Annotated in this window: 10 protein-coding genes; 6 read left to right on the top strand and 4 right to left on the bottom strand. The window is 64.6% G+C overall.

Going from position 1 to position 13,536, the window contains the following annotated elements:
- Positions 1-123: 123 nt before the first annotated feature.
- Together WHT83_RS03075 and WHT83_RS03080 are read left to right on the top strand one after the other, a co-directional pair.
- Positions 124-348 carry a hypothetical protein gene (locus WHT83_RS03075; RefSeq protein WP_108679418.1) on the top strand — a complete coding sequence of 75 codons (225 nt, stop codon included), beginning with the start codon at positions 124-126 and terminating at the stop codon, positions 346-348.
- Positions 349-571: 223 nt separating this feature from the next.
- Entirely contained in the window at positions 572-946 is a 375-nt protein-coding gene (locus tag WHT83_RS03080) for a hypothetical protein (RefSeq protein ID WP_108606351.1), read from the top strand.
- Positions 947-1,087: 141 nt separating this feature from the next.
- Here WHT83_RS03080 and WHT83_RS03085 read toward each other — a convergent pair whose 3' ends face one another.
- Entirely contained in the window at positions 1,088-2,164 is a 1,077-nt protein-coding gene (locus tag WHT83_RS03085) for a substrate-binding domain-containing protein (protein WP_108606350.1), read from the bottom strand.
- A gap of 231 nt (positions 2,165-2,395) precedes the next feature.
- Between WHT83_RS03085 and WHT83_RS03090 the strand changes: the two genes are divergently transcribed.
- Both WHT83_RS03090 and WHT83_RS03095 read left to right on the top strand, forming a co-directional pair.
- Positions 2,396-3,850 (top strand): aldehyde dehydrogenase family protein, encoded by a 1,455-nt coding sequence (locus tag WHT83_RS03090; protein ID WP_406872934.1) that lies wholly within the window; start codon positions 2,396-2,398, stop codon positions 3,848-3,850.
- Positions 3,851-3,966: 116 nt separating this feature from the next.
- A complete protein-coding gene (locus tag WHT83_RS03095; protein ID WP_406872935.1) occupies positions 3,967-4,950 on the top strand; it encodes a methionyl-tRNA formyltransferase in 984 nt (327 codons plus the stop codon).
- Positions 4,951-5,046: 96 nt separating this feature from the next.
- Here WHT83_RS03095 and WHT83_RS03100 read toward each other — a convergent pair whose 3' ends face one another.
- Positions 5,047-7,416: a DUF1989 domain-containing protein gene (locus tag WHT83_RS03100; protein WP_406872936.1), complete on the bottom strand. Its 2,370-nt coding sequence runs from the start codon at positions 7,414-7,416 to the stop codon at positions 5,047-5,049.
- Positions 7,417-7,549: 133 nt separating this feature from the next.
- Positions 7,550-8,632, bottom strand: a complete 1,083-nt coding sequence (torT, locus tag WHT83_RS03105; protein WP_108609655.1) for a TMAO reductase system periplasmic protein TorT — start codon at positions 8,630-8,632, stop codon at positions 7,550-7,552.
- A 53-nt stretch (positions 8,633-8,685) separates the two neighbouring features.
- On the opposite strand from torT, the gene torS reads away from it, so the two are divergent.
- Positions 8,686-11,604 (top strand): TMAO reductase system sensor histidine kinase/response regulator TorS, encoded by a 2,919-nt coding sequence (gene torS, locus WHT83_RS03110; protein ID WP_406872937.1) that lies wholly within the window; start codon positions 8,686-8,688, stop codon positions 11,602-11,604.
- Positions 11,605-11,619: 15 nt separating this feature from the next.
- Here the strand turns inward: torS and torR are convergent, their stop codons facing one another.
- Positions 11,620-12,354, bottom strand: coding sequence for a two-component system response regulator TorR (gene torR, locus WHT83_RS03115; RefSeq protein WP_318763345.1), 735 nt, complete (start codon positions 12,352-12,354; stop codon positions 11,620-11,622).
- Between the two features lie 212 nt (positions 12,355-12,566).
- Between torR and WHT83_RS03120 the strand changes: the two genes are divergently transcribed.
- On the top strand, positions 12,567-13,493 hold the full coding sequence (locus tag WHT83_RS03120; protein WP_108606345.1) for an ABC transporter substrate-binding protein: 927 nt from the start codon (positions 12,567-12,569) through the stop codon (positions 13,491-13,493).
- The last annotated feature ends 43 nt before the right edge of the window (positions 13,494-13,536 follow it).

Raw genomic sequence — 13,536 nt, forward strand, 5'->3', positions numbered from 1 at the left:
GGGTGATCGGCATAACAGACAGATATCCTCGGTATTGCTCATAAGCCTGCTTGCCGGCCCGTGGTGGCCGGCGAGACATGCGCAAGATCGAGCAAGGGAGCGAGCGCCAGGGAGGGCACGAGCATGCCAGACGAAGCCGTTCACATGCAGCAGATCGGTGAATCACCGGTGGAGCAACCCGCTCACCAGCAACCTTCATATTGGGGCCGGGCACTTGGCAAGGCATGGGCATATGTCACGTTGACCGGCTCACCTTCGCAGCAAGACCAACCGGCGGACGGGCTGGAGGCATTCGACATGCTCGGCGGCTGGAAGGGTCCCGACGCCAGGCGGCGCAACATCGGCTAGCAGGTGCCTCGCCGGTCACTTTGCCGGCAACGGCATGAGGATATGACTGCTCGTCTCATCTTCATGACCGGACGTCCCAATGTGATGTTCAAGGAAGTGACAGCGCAAACCTGACCGTGCGAGAGCAACTGCGGCAGCCAAGCGAACGCTCTGCTGGTGATCGGAGCGCGCAAATATTTGTCCCGTTGTCGACTTTTGAAAACCATGAAATCTTGAGGGGAAAATGCCAAATATTTCCAGAATGTACTTCATTACCGCCATCTGCTTCCTGGTGGCCGGAATTCTGGTCGGTCTGCATATGTCGATTACTCAAAACTTCGCTGCGACTGGCGCGCACGCGCATACAAACCTGCTGGGTTGGGTGACAATGTCCATTTTCGGGACATTTCACGCGCTTAACCCGCGTGGCGCCGGGACCCGTTTAGCGAAAGCGCAGTACTATGTTTACACGGGCGGAGTGATCGTGATGACGCCCGCTCTCTACCTGCTCTTGACCGGGAACCCGTCAATGGGGCCAGTAGTTGCCGTGTCGTCCTTCGTGGTGTTCGCCGGCGTTCTAATGTTCGCTGCCATCATATTTCGCGCTCGCGCAGAATAGGCTGTCGGCGTCGCCGCGCGCTAGCGGCGACTGCCTTGGCTTGGTCCATCCAGCCGGCGCCGAGTGGCGTCTGCTGGATGGCGTCGACGAGTGATGGCGACCTCGGGTCCGGACAAGCCGCTGCCCGCCTCGCATGCACCGCTACTCCGTCGTCCGGAACACCTCGCGCACGGTCTTGATCGAGCCGGCGTCATTGACGCTGTAGCCCGGCAATTGCGAGATCGCGGCGTGGAATTCCTCGCCGCGCATGATCGACAGCACGCGCTTGACGGCGTCGACTTCCAGGATCTCCTTGCGGCAGACGAAGAAGTAGTCCTCGGTCACCAGCCGGACGAAGTCGAGATCGAACTGCCTCGCCGCGGCTTCGACGCCGAAGGCGACATCGGCCATACCGCTGGCAACATAGGCGGCAACGGCGGCATGGGTGAATTCGGCATGCTCGTAGCCGTTGATGCGGGAGCTGTCGATGTGGTGCTGGGCGAGCAGGTGGCCGAGCAGCATCCGCGTGCCGGAATCCGGGTCGCGGTTGACGAAACGGAGCTGCGGATCGAGCAGCCGCTCGAGCGAGGTGATGCCGAGCGGGTTTCCGCGCGCCACCATCAGCCCCATCTCGCGCGTCACGAAGCCGATGACGCGATGCGCGCTCGGCGTCAGCCAGCCCTTGCTCGCCGCGATGGCGCGCTTGCGCAGTTCGCCCTGCGGCAGGTGCATGCCGGCCAGGTCGCAACCGTCATGCGCCAGCGAGGCCAGCGAATTCTGGTTGCTGACATAGCGGAAATCGACCCCGATATCTGGCTCGCGGCTGAGCAGTTCCCTGAGTTTTGGCACCGCAAAACCATGGCTGGCGTGGACCCGCAGGATCAGCGGGCCATGCGGCAGCAACTGGTTGATCTCGGTCTCCAGTTCCTGCGACAGGTTCTGCAGCAATGGTCCCAGGCGCGCCTCAAGCCTCTGGCCGGCCCACACCAGCTTGTCGCCAAAGGGCGTGAGATTCGTGCCGCTGCCCTGCTTGCGCACCACCAGCGGCGTGTCGAAAAAAGCCGACCACTTCTCGATCAGGTTCCAGGCGTGGCGGTAGGAGACGCCGGCGAGATCGGCGGCCTTGGTGATCTTGCCGCTCGCCCGTATCTCGGCGAGGAAACCGAGCATGATCTGCAAGGATTGTGAATCCGCGCTGCGCCTGAAGCGCCAGACGGGATCGATCTCGATACGGATCATCGCTACCTCTCAACCGCCTCGGCCGAAGCAGATATGAACTAACATTCATATCTTCTCTATCGGCAAACCGGCAGTCGAGATCATGTCTCAGGGCGCAAAGTTAGGCAATAAATATCTTATTCCCACAGGAAAATATCTTTCCTACGGTGAGATCAGTCTCGCGGCGGTGGCTGGAGGAACCGAGCTTCCATCGCGATATAGGAACTGCAGTTCATATGTGGAGGAAGACCCGTGGTATACGCCTTTTCCGACTGGACCCAAAAGCTGCTGATTGACGGCAAGCGGGTCGACGCGCTCTCCGGCCGCACCTTCGACACGCTCGACCCCTCGACAGGCAACGTCATCGCCAGGATCGCCGAGGCCGACGCGGCCGATGTCGATGCTGCCGTACGCTCTGCCCGCGCCGCTTTCGAGGGCGACTGGGGACGGATGCGCGCGAGCGAGCGCGGCCTGCTGATGCTCAGGCTGGCCGAGCTGATCCGCCAGAACGAGGACGAGCTGGTCAACCTGGAAAGCCTCGACAGCGGCAAGCCGGTTTCGGCCATCCGCCGCCAGGACCTGCCGGCGGTCATCGACACGCTGGTCTACTATGCCGGCATGGCCGACAAGATAAACGGCCAGGTCATTCCGGCGCGCCAGGACGCGCTGACCTACACCGTGCGCGAGCCACTCGGCGTCGTCGGCGCCATCATCCCGTGGAATTTCCCGCTGATGATCGGCATGTGGAAGATCGCGCCCGCACTGGCCTGCGGCTGCACCGTCGTGCTGAAGCCGGCCGAAATCACCCCGCTGACGGCGCTCCGCATCGGTGAGCTGGCGCTCGAAGCCGGTTTCCCCGCCGGCACCCTCAATGTCGTGCCGGGCTTCGGCAAGATCGCCGGCCAGGCGATCGTCGACCATCCCGACATCGACAAGGTCACCTTCACCGGCTCGCCGGTCGTGGGACGGCAGATCCTGCGCGGTGCCGCCGGCAATTTGAAGCGGGTGACGCTGGAACTCGGCGGCAAGTCGGCCAACATCATCTTCCCCGACGCCGACCTCGATGCCGCGGTCAAGGCAGCCGGTGCTGGCATCTTCTTCAACACCGGCCAGGTTTGCTCGGCCGGGTCGCGCATCCTCGCCCATGAATCCATCTATGACGAAGTTGTCGAGCGTCTAGCGGCACGAGCGAATTCCACCCGCATCGGCGATCCGCGCGAATCCTCGACCGCCATGGGCCCACTGGTTTCCGAAGTGCAGATGAAGCGCGTGCTCGACTACATCGAGATCGGCAAGAACGAAGGCGCCACCCTGGTCGCCGGCGGCAGCCGCCATGGAGACGTCGGCTACTACGTCCAGCCGACCGTCTTTGCCGGCGCCGAGCACGAGATGCGCATCTCGCAGGAAGAGATCTTCGGGCCTGTCGCCACCGTCATCAAGTTCAAGGACGACGAGGACGCCCTGCGCATCGCCAACGGCACGGTCTACAGTCTCGCCGCCGGCGTGTGGACCAGCGACATCGGCCGGGCCCATCGCTTCACGCGGCGGCTGAAGGCCGGCACCGTCTGGGTCAACACCTACGGCCCGACCGACATCAGGTTGCCATGGGGCGGCGCCCGCGATTCCGGCTTCGGCCGCGAGCATGGCGACATGGCGGTCGAGAATTTCACCGAACCCAAGGTCGTCTGGATCAACACCGGCCGCTGACACCGCGCCTCGCCTGAAGGCGGGGCGCTCCCCAACCATCCCTGACGACATCGGCAACCCTGCCCCCCGGCAAGGCCCGGAGAAGCTTTGCCAAGATTCTGGAGGAGTACAGCATCATGCGAATTGCAATCATTGGACAGCAGGCATTCGGACAAAGCGTGCTGGAGGCGTTCCTGGCCCGCGGCGATGAAGTCGCCGGCGTGTTCTGCGCTCCCGAAAAGGCCGGCGCCAGGCCAGACCCGCTGCGGGTGGCGGCCGAAAAGGCCGGCCTCAAGGTCTTCCAGTTGCCGAGCCTCAAGGGCGAAGCGGCGGAAAACGCGCTGCGTGCGCTCGATGTCGATCTCGCCGTCATGGCCTATGTGCTGCAGTTCGCGCCGCAGGCCTTCGTCAACATCCCCAGGCACGGCACCATCCAGTATCACCCCTCGCTGCTGCCGAAGTATCGCGGCCCGAGCTCGATCAACTGGCCGGTCATCAAGGGCGACGCCCAGACCGGGCTCACCATCTTCCGCCCGACCGACGGCCTCGACGAAGGCCCGGTGATCCTGCAGAAGAACGTCGACATCGGTCCCGACGACACGCTCGGCAGCGTCTATTTCGACTGGCTGTTCCCGCTCGGAGTCGACGCCATGCTGGAGGCGGCGGACCTCGTCGTGGCGGGCAAGCACAGTGAAGTCGAGCAGGATGAGAGCCAGGCCTCCTACGAGGGCTGGTGCAAGGATGCCGAAGCCAGGATCAACTGGCACGCCCATGTCGACACCGTCCACAACCTCATCCGCGGCTGCGACCCGGCGCCAGGCGCATGGACGACGGTCAACGGCACCAAGGTGCGGCTGTTTGAGGCGCGCAAGCACCTGGCGCGCCGGTTCGAGGACGTCACCGGCAAGCCCGGCGAGATCGTCTCGATCGGCGAGCGCAGCATCGGCATATCGGTGCAGGGTGGCGTGGTGGAGATCTTCAAGGTCCGTACCGAAGCCGGCCAGAAGCTCTCCGGCGCGGGCCTCGCCGACACCTTCGGCTTGAAGCCGGGCATGAAGCTCGGCACTGACGCGCCCGCACCGGCCCCAGTCCCTGCAAGGATTGCCGAGCCGGTCAGCTGAAACATGTTCCCCGCGTCGGCCATCGGCCGACCATCCTCCCGCGAAGCCGCCGAGCAATCGGCGGCTTTTGCTTTGCGTGGCCTTTGGAGCTTACGCCTACGACCGTGGCTTTTCCTTCTTGGGATCGTAGTGGGCGAAGGGCACGATCCTGGCCGGCAGGCGCTTCTGGTGGCCGTCGAGCTTGCCGATCTCGACCTCGGTGCCGACATTGGCGTGGGTGGCGTCGACGCGGGCGAGCGCGATGTTCTTGTTGAGCACCGGTGAGCGCATCGACGAGGTGACGATGCCGATCTGGGCGCGGCCGATATGGACGCAGTCGCCATGGCCGACGACGACGTTACTGTCGATGTCGAGGCCGACCAGCTTGTGGATCGGGTTGTCCTTGCGCCTGATCAGCGCCTCGCGGCCGATGAAGTCGTCGGTCTTGGTCTTCAGCGGCACGGTGAAGCCGATGCCGGCCTCGAACGGGTCGGTCTGGTCGGAGAACTCGTAATTGGCAAAGATCAGCCCGGCCTCGATGCGCACCATGTCGAGCGCGGCAAAGCCCATCGGCTTGAGCCCATGCGGCTGGCCCGCTTCCCAGACCGCGTCGAAGACCTTTTCGGCGTCGCGCGGATGGCACCAGACCTCGTAGCCGAGCTCGCCGGTATAGCCGGTGCGCGAGACCACGATCGGCACCCCTTGCGCATCGCCGATGCGGCCGATGGTGAAGCGGAACCATTCGAGCTCCGACAATGCCGGCTGGTGCGGCGGCGTCCAGACGATCTCCTTGAGGATGTCGCGGCTGTTGGGGCCCTGCACGGCGATGTTGTGCATCTGGTCGGTCGAGGAGCGGATGAGCACCTTGAGACCGAGCTTTTCCGCCACTTCGCGCAGCCACACGCCGGAATAGTCGTCACCGCAGATCCAGCGGAAATTGTCCTTGCCGAGGCGCAGCAAGGTGCCGTCGTCGATCATGCCGCCATGCTCGTAGCACATCGCGGTATAGACGACCTGGCCGACGCCGAGCTTCTTGACGTCGCGGGTCAGCGTGTACTGCATCAGGGCTTCTGCATCCGGGCCCGTCACCTCGAACTTGCGCAGGGCGGAAAGATCCATCACCACCGCCTTCTGGCGGCAGGCCCAGTATTCCTCGATCGGGCCTTCCTTGGCGAATTCCTGCGGCAGCCAGAAGCCCTTGTATTCGATGAAGTTGCGCGTGTGCTTGGCAAAGCTTGAATGGAAGGCGGTCTCACGGGTCATTTTGGGTTCGGCCTCCGGGGTCGTGCGTCTGGCGATCGCGCGCGAGAATTTGTGCTGGCCGGAATAGGTCCGGACGTGGATGTCGGTGAGGTTCCAGCCATTGGCCGGGGTGGTGTCGTCGGGGCAGGCCGAGGAGACGCAGACGATGTCGGTCAGGGCTCTCAGCAGCACATAGTCACCCGGCCGCGACCAGGGTTCGTCGGAGAACATCACGCCATGGGCGTCGATGCCGGTGTTGAAGAAGAAGTTGACCGCCATCCAGCCGGCGCGGGCATTGACGCCATGCGGGGTCAGTGCGCCGTTGAAGTTCTCCGAGCAGTTGATGTGGCCGGGATAGCCGATGTCGTCGTAATATTTGGCGTAGCAGGCGAGCGCGAACGCATCGTGGCGGCCGCAGGTGTCCTGGATGACCTCGACCAAAGGCTCGAAATCCTGGTCGAAATATTTGGCATGCAGGCCGGGCATCGGATAGGCGTGGCCCATCAGCGAGCGGGTGGCGGTGACGTCGAGGGCAAGGTCGCGGCCCTTGTCGAGCTTGCGCGCCGAAAAGCACTGGAAGTCGGTGCACTGGCGACCGTCGACGTCGATGATCTGGATGTAGTCGCCGGCCTTGACGAAGAAGGACTCGGCCGTCTTCGACTTGACCCTGAGGTCGAGCAGCGGGTCGGCGAGCGGATCGGGCAGGTCGGACTTGCCGGCGGGCCTGATCGTTGCGCGCTTGATCATCACCGCAAGCGGCGTCGAGGTGTCGTGGCTGTCGATCGCCATCGCCGCACCGGGGGCTGCCACCACCAGCGTGCCCGGACGGGTGACGGTGAAGCTCTCCTCGGTGCCCGCAGCGGTCGCACCATCGAAGAAGCGCACGGCCTCGACACGGCCGAGTTCGAGCTTGCGCCGCGCCAGCCCGGCGCGGAACGCCTGCAGGCTGTCGTCGCCGTCGACCAGCAGCGCCTTCAGCCCGGCAGCGTCGCTGTTCGAGCGCGTGCCCAGGATGCCGGGATCGGCCTTGCCGGCGGCATCGAAGGCCACCAGCTCGCAAGCCTGGCCGCCCTCGAGATTGCGCACCGTCACGCGGTCGCCGGCCTCGATCTCGATCAGTGCGGCGCCCAAGCCCGGCACATGGTAACGCTCCATGCCCGGCAACAGCAGCCCGGGCTGCAGGATGAGACTCGGCCGCGGCGGGCCGGAGGTCACGGCGGGGTAGTTTTCACCTGTCGTAGCCATCACCGCTCTCCTCGCAGCAATCGTGAGATCCTGAACGTCAGGCTACCTGCAGGCTGTGAACCAGTCCGCCGAGATACGTGAAAATCGGCGGCGCTTATGTGAAAAATTGTAACCGGACAGCGGTCACGCCGCCTCACTGGACCTGGAAGGTCGGCTTGAACCAGGCCGGCGCCAGGCTTCGCTCGAGATCGAGCGACTGCACGTTGGTCCGGTCGACAATCTCGACCGGCGGCCCGACATGGCGATAGCGCAGCGTGCCTTCGATCGCCCGGATCGCCTGGTCGATGGCGATGCGGCCCTGCAGCGGCGGCGAGTCGGTGGGCGCGGCCACGACCTTGCCCCGGTTGATTTCCCGAAAGGTGCCATGGGTGAAATAGTCTGCCAGGATTCTCACCTGGTTTGCCCGCCCCTGGGCCCTGAGAATGCTGACTGCGGCGTCCGCCGTCGGCGCGCTGCCGACGATGTAGTCGATATTGGGCTGCGTCTCGAGCAGTTCCTCGATCAAAAGCAGCTGGATCTCTACGCCGGTGTCGCCCCATTTGACGGCGGCGATTTCGGCCGAACTCTGCTTCAGCGCGCCGCGGAAACCGGCCTCGACGAACTTGACCCAGCCGGCCCCCTTGGGCCCGGGAAACCACGCCACCCTGACCGGCATGGTGCCGGCGGGATGAAGGCGAGCGAGATAGGCGCCGATCGACCGCCCCATCTCCTCCCACGAAACGCCCGACTTGGCCGTGATGCCGGCGCCGTCGATGTCGTTGACCGAGGCGATGACCGGGATGCGACGGGCGATCTCCTTGATCGTCGGCGTCAGCCCTTCATAGGACACGGTCCCGACGATCAAGGCGTCGGCGGTGGCGCTGCAGGTCCTGATCTGTTCGATCTGGCGGTCGAGATTGGGATACCCGCCAGCTTCGACGACGGTCAGTTTCACGCCGGCCGAGCGCGCCTGCTCGACCATGCCGTAGTTGACGCTGACCCAGTAGGAATCCTTGAGATGCGGATAGGAGGCGCAGATGCGCCAGGCTTTCGCGGCCTTCGCCACCGGCTGGTAGTCGATCGCCGTCGCCGGCCGGGAATAACCGAACGGCTCCTCCCACGCATTGAGCTTCCATGTGCCCGCAGCATCCTCGGCCATGGCTGGATGACCGCCACCGAGCGCCAGCAAGGCGGCAACAAGGAAGCTCGATCGATCAAGGCGTGCCGGCAATTTCATCGGCGCAAGCTAGACAGCTTACGTCGGCAGCGCAAACCATGGTTATATGGACCATGCTTCATCGTTTCGGTATCGGCGGAAGGCTGTTTCTCGCCTTCCTGTGCATCACTGGATTGTCGTTGTCGTCGGGCATCGCCAGCTGGCTGATCCTGCGCAACATCGCCGACGCCCAGGCCGTGGTGAACGCACAGGCGCTTCCCGCGGTGGCGGCAACCCAGCACACCGCCGAACTGAGCGCCAAGCTGATTGCCACCGCCCCGGCCCTTGCCGCCGTGCGTTCGCCCGACGAACTGCTGGCCGAGCAAGGCAAGCTCTCTGAGCTGTCGCAACAACTCGTCAAGTCGCTGACCGAGGTCAGGCGGCTGTCGATCGATCCCAAGCTCGTCGAAGAGTTTGCCGGCTCGGTCGAAAAGATGCTCGCCAACCTCAAGGAGAACAACGAGCTGGTGCGCCAGCGGTTGGACGAGGACAAGGCCTATCGCGAAGGCGCGGAGGCTGCGGCAACAGCTGCCCAGTCGATCCTGCTGCTTTCCGAGACGCTGATTTCCAACGCGTCCGCCGGTGCCTCGGCTGTGACGGCCAATCTGTACGGACTGATCGGCGATCCCGCGCGCCGCGAAGACGCCTACACCGCCGTCGACCGGTTGATCGAGCACGACATCTACCTGATGGAGCGCATGTATGAGCTGCGCCACCGCAGCGCCCAGGTAAGCCTTTTGATCAACCGGCTTGGCCGGGCAGAGTCGCGCTCCGAGATCAGCGAGATCAGCGGCATCTTCCAGGACCACATGAAAGTCATCCGGCGCCGGATCCTGAGCATCGACGATCCGGTGCGGCGCAAGCAGGGCGTCGCCTTCTTCGGCGCCATCGAGGCCGCCGCCGGCGAGGTGCCGGTGTCGGGCTCGATCTTCGGCCGCCGCCAGCAGGTCATCGACCTAGCCGGCAGGCTCGACGCCATGGCCCAGGCAAATCGCGATCTTGCCGTCACCCAGAACCAGGTCGCCCGGGACATTCTCGACCGCTCCGACGAGTTCGCGAGGACAACGGCCGACCGCGCCGACGACGCCGTCCGCATCGGCGTCATCGTGCTCGTCGTGACCCTGCTGGGCGCCATCCTGGCTTCGGGCGCGATCGTCTGGCTCTATGTCGAGCGCAACCTTGTCCGCCGTTTGAGCAGCCTGTCGCGCGCCATGCAGCGGCTGACAGCAGGCGACCTCGATGTCACCGTGACCGACACCGGCGACGACGAACTGCGCACCATGGCCGTCGCCGTCAACCAGTTCCGCGACGAGTCGCGCCGGCGCCTCGAACTGGAGCAGGACCGCGAACGCATCACCGACGAGCTCAGGCGCCACCGCGAAGAACTCCAGCAACTCGTCGAGGAGCAAACCGAGCAGATCAGGCAGGTCAACACCCGCCTGCGCCAGGAGGCGATCGACCACGACCAGGCGCGGGCGCGGGCCGAGCAGGCAAGCAGCGCCAAGTCGGCGTTCCTCGCCACCATGAGCCACGAGATCCGGACGCCTATGACGGGAATGCTCGGCATGATGCGCCTGCTCGCCGACACCAGGCTCGGCCCCAGGCAACGCGAGCACCTGTCGGTCGCGGCGAATTCCGGCGAGGCGCTGCTCGGCATCCTCAACGCCATCCTCGACTACTCCAAGGTCGAGTCGGGCAATGTCGCCGTCGAGAAGGTCGACTTCGACCTGTCGAAGCTGGTTACCGGCGTCGTCGCCTTCATGCGCCCGATGGCGACGGAAAAGGGCCTCGACCTTTGGCTCGAAATCGACCCGAAGCTGGCCCCTGCCTTTACCGCCGACGCCGGCAAGATCCGCCAGGTCCTGTTCAACCTGGTCAGCAACGCGATCAAGTTCACCGAGCACGGCCATGTCCGGGTCAAAGTGACGCTCGCCGCCAGCGCCAGGCAGGCGCAGACCGTGCGGCTCGCCGTTTCGGACTCCGGCATCGGTATTTCGCCGGAACGGCAGGATGACATCTTCCAGGCCTTCACCCAGATGGACGCCTCCATCACTCGCCGTTTCGGCGGCACCGGACTGGGCCTGGCGATCAGCCGCGAATACGCCCGGCTCATGGGTGCCGATCTCTCTGTCAGTTCGCGCCAGGGCGCAGGCAGCATCTTCACGCTTGAGATGCCGTTACAGAAGGCCGCGCTCGAAGCCAGCCTTCCCACCGTCAGAAGCCGCCGTACACGCAAGGCCTCAGCCTCGCCGCGCCACATACTGCTCGTCGAGGACGACGACGCCACCAGGCTGGTCTCGACCACGCTGCTGTCCCAGGCCGGCCACCATGTGAAGGCGGTGAGTTCGGGCTACCTTGCCCTGGAAGCCATTGCCGACTTCAAGCCCGAGATCGTGGTGATGGACGTCAGCCTGCCCGGCATAGACGGCATCGAGACGATGAAACGGCTGCGCACCGCGCTGTCGGCGCCCGACCTGCCCGTCATTGCGATGTCGGCGCATGTGTTCAAGTCCGATATCGACCGCTACCTCGATTCAGGCGTCGATGCCTTCGTGGCAAAACCCATCGTCCACGAGCATCTGCTCGATGCGGTGGCAGCACTGGCCAAGCGCCCGGCCGCAACCCGTCAGCCCATCGTCGCGCTCGACGTTGCGGCCTGCCAGGCCGATCTCGACGCGCTCGGCGCCGAGACGGTGCAGCGGCTGCATCGCATCGCCCACGACAGCCTGCCCGGACGTTTTAGGTCCATGCACGATGCCCTGGAAACCGGCGATCGCAAGACCCTCGGCGATCTCGCCCACGCGACGCGAAGCTCGGCCGGTTCGCTCGGATTTCCGCGCCTGCTGCAGGCTGCCGAAGCGCTCGAAGCGGCTGCGGCCGATGAGCCCGTCGCCGGGCTGAGGCGCATGGTCAAGGATTGCGAGGCAGCCTTTGCCGAAGGCACGCGGCAATGGCAGAAGATGCTGGAGGCCGACCCGGCGCATTCGGCCTGAGGGCCGACCCGGCGCTCAGAAACCGGCCGAGCCGCGCACCGCCTGGTTCGCGTCGGGCGCGAAGAAATAACCCTCGCCGTGAGCGGTAACGATGATGCGCGGCGTGCGCGGATTGTCGTTCAGCTTCTGCCGCAGCCTTCGCACCAGCACGTCGACGGTGCGGTCGCTGGCGTCCCATTCGCGCCGCGATATCTCGTGCAGCAGCCGCTCGCGCGACAGCACCTGCCCGGGATTGGCGGTCAGCACCGACAACAGCTTGAACTCGGCGCCGGTCAGCTCGACGAAGGTGCCGTCGGCCGCCTGCAGCGTGCGCCGCGCCACTTCCAGCGTCCAGCCGTAGAAATGGCGCGTGCCCGAGGCAGCGGGAGGCAGACGCCCCTTGCCGACGCGGCGCAGCAGGCCCTTGACCCGGGCCAGCAGCTCGCGGTGCTCCACCGGCTTGGTGACATAGTCGTCGGCACCGATCTCGAGACCGACGATGCGGTCGACCGTGTCGGTCCGGCCGGTGACCAGGATGATTCCGACGTCAGACCGTTCGCGCTGCTCGCGGGTCAGCTTGAGGCCGTCCTCGCCGGGCAGGTTGATGTCGATCATCAGCAGGTCCGCCGGATGCCTGCCCATGATGGCGCGCATCTGCTCGCCGTCGCCGGCCTCGCTGACCTTGTAGCCCTCGGCCAGGAAATAGCCGGCGAGCTTCGCCCGGGTGACCGGGTCGTCCTCAACGATCACGATGTGGTGCTGAACCCGCATGCCATCTTATCCTCCCAAGCCTCGATTAACATCTTTTCACAAGTCAGACCACGACTTTTACACCCCGCCCGACACCGGTTCACTTCTCACCGCTATGTTTGCTGGGCTGGAGTGGAAACAGGTCCATAGAGACCGACCTCCGCATCCCGTGGGAACGATCGCAACACAAAGGAAAGGGAGGTTCAATGAGGAATTTCACGAAGTCCGCAAGTATGGCCACGATTTTGGCTTTCGCTACGGGCACGGCATTTGCCGAGGATTCCACCGACGCCATCAAGATCCCGACGCACAACTGGTCGAGCCAGATCGTTGGCGCCCACATCGTCGGCAAGCTGCTCGAAAAGGGCGGCGCGAAGGTCGAGTACGTTTCCGCCGACAGCCAGGTCGTCTACACCGCGCTTTGCGAGGGCGACGTCAGCCTCGTGCATGAAGTCTGGGAAGGCGCCTTCGGCGTCGCTTTCCAGAAGGTGGTCAAGGAAGGCTGCGTCGTCGATGCCGCCACCCACGACGCCAAGACGCGCGAGGAATGGTGGTACCCCACCTATGTCGAGGAAGTCTGTCCCGGCCTGCCCGCATGGGAAGCGCTGAACGCTTGCGCGGACAAGTTCGCCACCGCCGAGACCTCGCCGAAAGGCCGCTTCCTCGGCGGTCCGGTCGACTGGCTCAAGCATGACTCCGAGCGCGTCGAAGCCCTTGCCATGAACTTCGAGGTCGTCAATGCCGGTTCGGCCGCAGCGCTTTGGGCCGAGCTCGACTCCGCCGTCAAGCGCAAGGAGCCGATCGTCCTGTTCAACTGGACGCCGAACTTCGTCGAAGCGCTTTATGACGGCAAGTTCGTCGAGTTTCCGGCCTTCGACCCCAAGTGCAAGGACGATCCGGCCTGGGGCAGCAACAAGGACCTGAGCTACGACTGCGGCAACCCGAAGGACGGCTACCTCAAGATCGCCGCCTGGAAGGAATTCCCGACCAAGTGGCCCAAGGCCTACGCTATCCTGCAGAAGATCAACTTCTCCAACATGGATATCGCGGTGCAGGCAAAGCTTGCCGACATCGACAACATGGAGCCCGAGCAGGCCGCCGACAAATGGCTGGCCGACAACGAGGCTCGCTGGAAGGCCTGGCTGGGTTCCGCCAGCTAACCCTGCACTAAACGACATCGCGCGGTGAAAGTGGCGCCTGCAC

Origin of the sequence: Aminobacter sp. P9b (assembly GCF_045345995.1) — a bacterium.
In the GTDB taxonomy this organism is placed as follows: Bacteria; Pseudomonadota; Alphaproteobacteria; order Rhizobiales; family Rhizobiaceae; genus Aminobacter; species Aminobacter niigataensis.

Coding starts and splice junctions, on each gene's coding strand:
- torS (WP_406872937.1), top strand. CDS start 8,686: ATGCTTCATCGTTTCGGTATCGGCGGAAGGCTGTTTCTCGCCTTCCTG.
- WHT83_RS03085 (WP_108606350.1), bottom strand. CDS start 2,164: ATGATCCGTATCGAGATCGATCCCGTCTGGCGCTTCAGGCGCAGCGCG.
- WHT83_RS03075 (WP_108679418.1), top strand. CDS start 124: ATGCCAGACGAAGCCGTTCACATGCAGCAGATCGGTGAATCACCGGTG.
- WHT83_RS03080 (WP_108606351.1), top strand. CDS start 572: ATGCCAAATATTTCCAGAATGTACTTCATTACCGCCATCTGCTTCCTG.
- torR (WP_318763345.1), bottom strand. CDS start 12,354: ATGCGGGTTCAGCACCACATCGTGATCGTTGAGGACGACCCGGTCACC.
- torT (WP_108609655.1), bottom strand. CDS start 8,632: ATGAAATTGCCGGCACGCCTTGATCGATCGAGCTTCCTTGTTGCCGCC.
- WHT83_RS03100 (WP_406872936.1), bottom strand. CDS start 7,416: ATGGCTACGACAGGTGAAAACTACCCCGCCGTGACCTCCGGCCCGCCG.
- WHT83_RS03120 (WP_108606345.1), top strand. CDS start 12,567: ATGGCCACGATTTTGGCTTTCGCTACGGGCACGGCATTTGCCGAGGAT.
- WHT83_RS03095 (WP_406872935.1), top strand. CDS start 3,967: ATGCGAATTGCAATCATTGGACAGCAGGCATTCGGACAAAGCGTGCTG.